The 4,018-nt window shown below is 67.3% G+C and carries 5 protein-coding genes; 4 read left to right on the top strand and 1 reads right to left on the bottom strand.

Annotated features, from left to right (window positions below):
- A partial coding sequence (locus DBR20_RS03930) for an endonuclease/exonuclease/phosphatase family protein (RefSeq protein ID WP_258223205.1) occupies positions 1-703 on the top strand: 703 nt, incomplete at its 5' end.
- Positions 704-838: 135 nt separating this feature from the next.
- Here DBR20_RS03930 and DBR20_RS03925 read toward each other — a convergent pair.
- Positions 839-1,714 carry an EamA family transporter gene (locus tag DBR20_RS03925; RefSeq protein WP_108265260.1) on the bottom strand — a complete coding sequence of 292 codons (876 nt, stop codon included), beginning with the start codon at positions 1,712-1,714 and terminating at the stop codon, positions 839-841.
- A 72-nt stretch (positions 1,715-1,786) separates the two neighbouring features.
- On the opposite strand from DBR20_RS03925, the gene DBR20_RS03920 reads away from it, so the two are divergent.
- The 3 genes from DBR20_RS03920 to DBR20_RS03910 all read left to right on the top strand — a co-directional run.
- Positions 1,787-2,269 carry an Lrp/AsnC family transcriptional regulator gene (locus DBR20_RS03920; RefSeq protein ID WP_108265259.1) on the top strand — a complete coding sequence of 161 codons (483 nt, stop codon included), beginning with the start codon at positions 1,787-1,789 and terminating at the stop codon, positions 2,267-2,269.
- Between the two features lie 86 nt (positions 2,270-2,355).
- On the top strand, positions 2,356-2,922 hold the full coding sequence (locus tag DBR20_RS03915) for a M23 family metallopeptidase (protein WP_108265258.1): 567 nt from the start codon (positions 2,356-2,358) through the stop codon (positions 2,920-2,922).
- Positions 2,923-3,100: 178 nt separating this feature from the next.
- A partial coding sequence (locus tag DBR20_RS03910; RefSeq protein WP_181393012.1) for a TonB-dependent receptor plug domain-containing protein occupies positions 3,101-4,018 on the top strand: 918 nt, incomplete at its 3' end.

Here is a 4,018-nt window from a genome sequence, read left to right as displayed (position 1 = left end):
CCGCCGCTACAGCGACTATGTGACCCGCAGCTGGTCACATGCGCTGCCGGCGGGTCGCAAGCGCAGCAGCCTTGACGCGATTGCCACTTTGGCGCGCGGTCATGACATCGTCGGCCTGCAGGAGGCCGACCCGGGCAGCCTGCGCTCGGGCTTCACCAACCAGACCCATTACCTGGCCCAGCGCGCCGGCTTCAATTACTGGAGCCACCAGCCGAACCGGCGCATGGGTGGTGTCGCCTCAAGTGCCAACGGCCTGCTGAGCAAACTGGAACCGGTGGAAGTGCAGGACCATGCCCTGCCCGGCCGCATCGGCGGGCGCGGCGTGCTGCTGGCCAAGTTCGGCGATGGTCGTGATGGCCTGGCCGTTGCGGTAGCCCATCTGTCGCTGGGCGCAGGCTCGCGGATGGCCCAGCTCGGTTTCATCGCCGAGCTGTTGTCGGACCATCCCAATGCGGTGCTGATGGGCGATTTCAACTGCTTGGCCGAACGGCCGGAAATGCAGGTGCTGTACCAGAAGACCCGCCTGCAGCCGCCCGGCTGCATCGTGCCGACCTTCCCCAGCTGGCGCCCCGACCGCGCCATCGACCATATCCTGGTCAGCAGCGGTCTGCAGACCCGCAACGTGGAAGCGGTACCGGCCGCGTTCTCCGACCATCTCGCCCTGGCAATGGCGATCGACGTCCCCGCCGACGCCCTGCGCTGACGCTTCTGGTAGGTGCCAACCTCGGTTGGCACGCTGATCTGGTGGGTGCGAACCGTTGCTCGTGTGGGTGCGGACAGCTGCTCTTGTGGGTGCGGACCGTTGGTCCGCACGCTCTCCGCCGGGCATGGCCCGGCGCTACCCCGCCTGCGCCACCGGCACCTTCAATCGCCTTGCCGTCATCGTGCTGCCCACCGAGGCCAGCACCGTGCAGCCGATCGCCAGCCACTGCAGTCCATGCAGGTGCTCGTGCAGCAGCAGCATCGCCCACAGCGCGGCCACCGCCGGTTCCATGCTGATCAGGATCCCGAAGGTCTCCTTCGGCAGGCGCTTGAGCGCCATCATTTCCAGTGACATCGGGATCGCGCTGGACACCAGCGCCACCACCAGCCCGGCCAGCAGGATCCTCGGCTCCAGCAACGCCGCACCGGCATGCACCACGCCTACCGGCACCACCACCAGCGACGCAGCCAGCAGCCCCAGCGACACCGAATGCCCAGCGTGCAGGTGGCCCGCGCGCTTGCCGAACACGATGTACAGGCCCCAGCAGGCAGCCGCGCCCATGGCGTACAGCACGCCCGCCGGATCCAGTGCCGGGCCGCCGCCGATCGGCAGCAACAACAGCAGCCCCACGGCCGCACAGCCCACCCAGAGGAAATCGATCGGCCGCCGCGACGACAGCATCGCCACCGTCAACGGGCCGGTGAATTCGATGGCCACCGCGATGCCGAACGGGATCGTCCGCAGTGCCATGTAGAACAACAGGTTCATCAGGCCCAGGGTGAGGCCGTAGCGCAGGATGGTGATCGCATCCACGCGGCTGGTCTTCCAGCGCCATGGCCGCCAGAACAGCAGCAGCAACAGCGCCGAAAAGCCCACGCGCAGCGCGCTGGTGCCCTGTGCACCGATCAACGGGAACAGCTGCTTGGCGTAGGAGGTACCGATGGCCAGTGCGGTGACCGAGCCGAGCACCGCCAGCGCCGGCAACATCGGCGCGATTCGAGAAGTCTGCATGCCGCCAGTCTATTGCGCCGGCGGCGAGCACTTGGCTCAATTGACGGCCCGTCCGTGCAACTTCTGCTCACCATGGCCACCGCCCCTGTGCTGGACAGCTTCGACCGCGCCATCCTCGCCCTGCTGCAGCAGGACAACACCCTGCCGCAGCGGCACATCGCCGAAGCCGTGCACCTGTCGACCCCGGCCGTGCAGCGGCGGATCAAGCGCCTGCAGGACAGCGGCGTGATCGCCGCCAATGTGGCGGTGATCGATGCCGCGAAGATCGGCCGGCCGCTGACCATCATCGTCGAGGTGCGCGTGGTCAGCGAACAGCGCGAGAAGGTCGCCCCGTTCCGCCGCCGCGTGCAGGACGATCCTGCCGTGCAGCAGTGTTACTCGATCACCGGTGATGGTGATTTCCTGCTGCTGCTTTCGGCGGCATCGATGGAAGAGTACGAGGCGATCACCGAGCGCTTGTTCGGTGCGGATGACAACATCGAGCGCTTCCGAACGTCGGTGGCGCTGGGCACGTTGAAACGCGGCTTCGACGTGCCGCTGGTGGCGCTTCTGTAGAGTCGAGCCATGCTCGACTGATTTTCCCTCGCGTATCCCCAAGAACCGAAGCAGTCGAGCATGGCTCGACTCTACGTTCGGAGACCATGAATACATCGCACTCGCCCGCCCATCGCCTGCGCCGCTGGCTCCTGCGTGGCGCCATCCTGCTGATCCTGGTCATCGCGGCGATGGCCTTCTGGAACAGCCCGTGGGCCGCCGCACCGAAGATGCTGTGGACGCTCTCGCGCATGCCGCCGGCCACGCAGCTGCCGGTGCCGGTAGAAGGCGTTCGCCCGCGCCAGATCGCCGATACCTTCGGTGCGCCGCGCGGTCGCGACCGCAGCCATGCCGGCATCGACATCTTCGGCAAGCGCGGTACGCCGGTGCGCAGTGCCACCCTCGGCGTCATCGCCGACATCCGCGACAGCGGCCTCGGTGGCCGCCAGGTCTGGGTCATCGGCCCGGGACGCGAGCGCTATTACTACGCACACCTGGAAGACTGGGCCGATGGCCTGGCGCGCGGACAGGTAGTGCAACCCGGCGACCTACTCGGCCATGTCGGCGACAGCGGCAACGCCAAGGGCACTCCGCCTCATCTGCATTGGGGCATCTACGGGAAAGACGGCGCTCGCGATCCGCTGCCGCTGCTGCAGGGGCGAGACAGCCGCTGACCGCGGCGCGGGCCTGGCCTTGGATGTCACCGTTCATTATTTGTAAATAGGAATAGTTCGTATTACCATTTCTTTCGTTTCCGGTGGCGCCAGGACGGCCTGCCCGCCCTTCCCCTACCCGTAGCGCCTCGCCTCCTGGATGCCGGCCGAACGCGCGTGCCCGTCCAGGAATCCCCCGATGATCCGTCCCGCCTTCCGTCCCCTGCAGCCGCAGCGGCTGTCCGCCGCCGTGTTCGCCGCACTCTGCGTGGCCGCCGCGCCCGCTGCCTTCGCCGAAACCGTCGCCGACCCGACCACGCTCGACAAGGTCGTGGTGAAGGGCGAGCGTGCCGAAGGCTATTCGGTGCGTCGCACCTCGGCCGGTACCCGCTTCGACCTGGCGCCGCGCGAAATCCCGCAGTCGGTCAGCATCATCAGCCATCAGCGCATTGAAGATCAGAAGCTGGACGACATCATCGACGTGCTGGGCAACACCACCGGCGTGACCAGCACGCAGTCGGACAGCGAGCGCACCGAGTTCTACGCGCGCGGCTTCTACATCGACAGCTACCAGTTCGATGGCCTGCCCACGCAGATGGTGCAGAACTGGAGCTACGGCGATTCCGGCCTGGACCTGGCCCTGTACGACCGCGTGGAAGTGGTGCGCGGCGCCACCGGCCTGCTCAGTGGCGCCGGCAACCCGTCGGCATCGGTGAACCTGATCCGCAAGCACGCCGACAGCGCCGAGCTGACCGGCAGCGTGTCGGTGAACGTCGGCAGCTGGGGCCGCACCCGCACCACCGTGGACGTGGGCAGCGCGCTCAATGCCAGCGGTACGGTGCGTGGCCGGGTGATCGGCAGCTACCTGGACACCGACGCGCAGATGGACCGCTACAACCAGCGCAAGACGCTCGGCTATGCGGTGATCGATGCCGACCTGACCCCCGATACCCAGCTCAGCGTGGGCTACGACTACCAGCACAAGAAGGCCAGCGGCGCGACCTGGGGCGGCTTCCCGATGTGGTACGCGGACGGTACTGCAACCAACTACCCGACGTCGTTCAATCCCTCGCCGGACTGGACCTACTGGGACACCACCAGCAAGCGCGCCTTCGCC

The sequence above is a fragment of the Stenotrophomonas sp. HMWF023 genome, from assembly GCF_003060985.1.
Lineage (GTDB): Bacteria > Pseudomonadota > Gammaproteobacteria > Xanthomonadales > Xanthomonadaceae > Stenotrophomonas > Stenotrophomonas lactitubi.
This window is presented reverse-complemented; position numbering and strand designations above follow the sequence as displayed.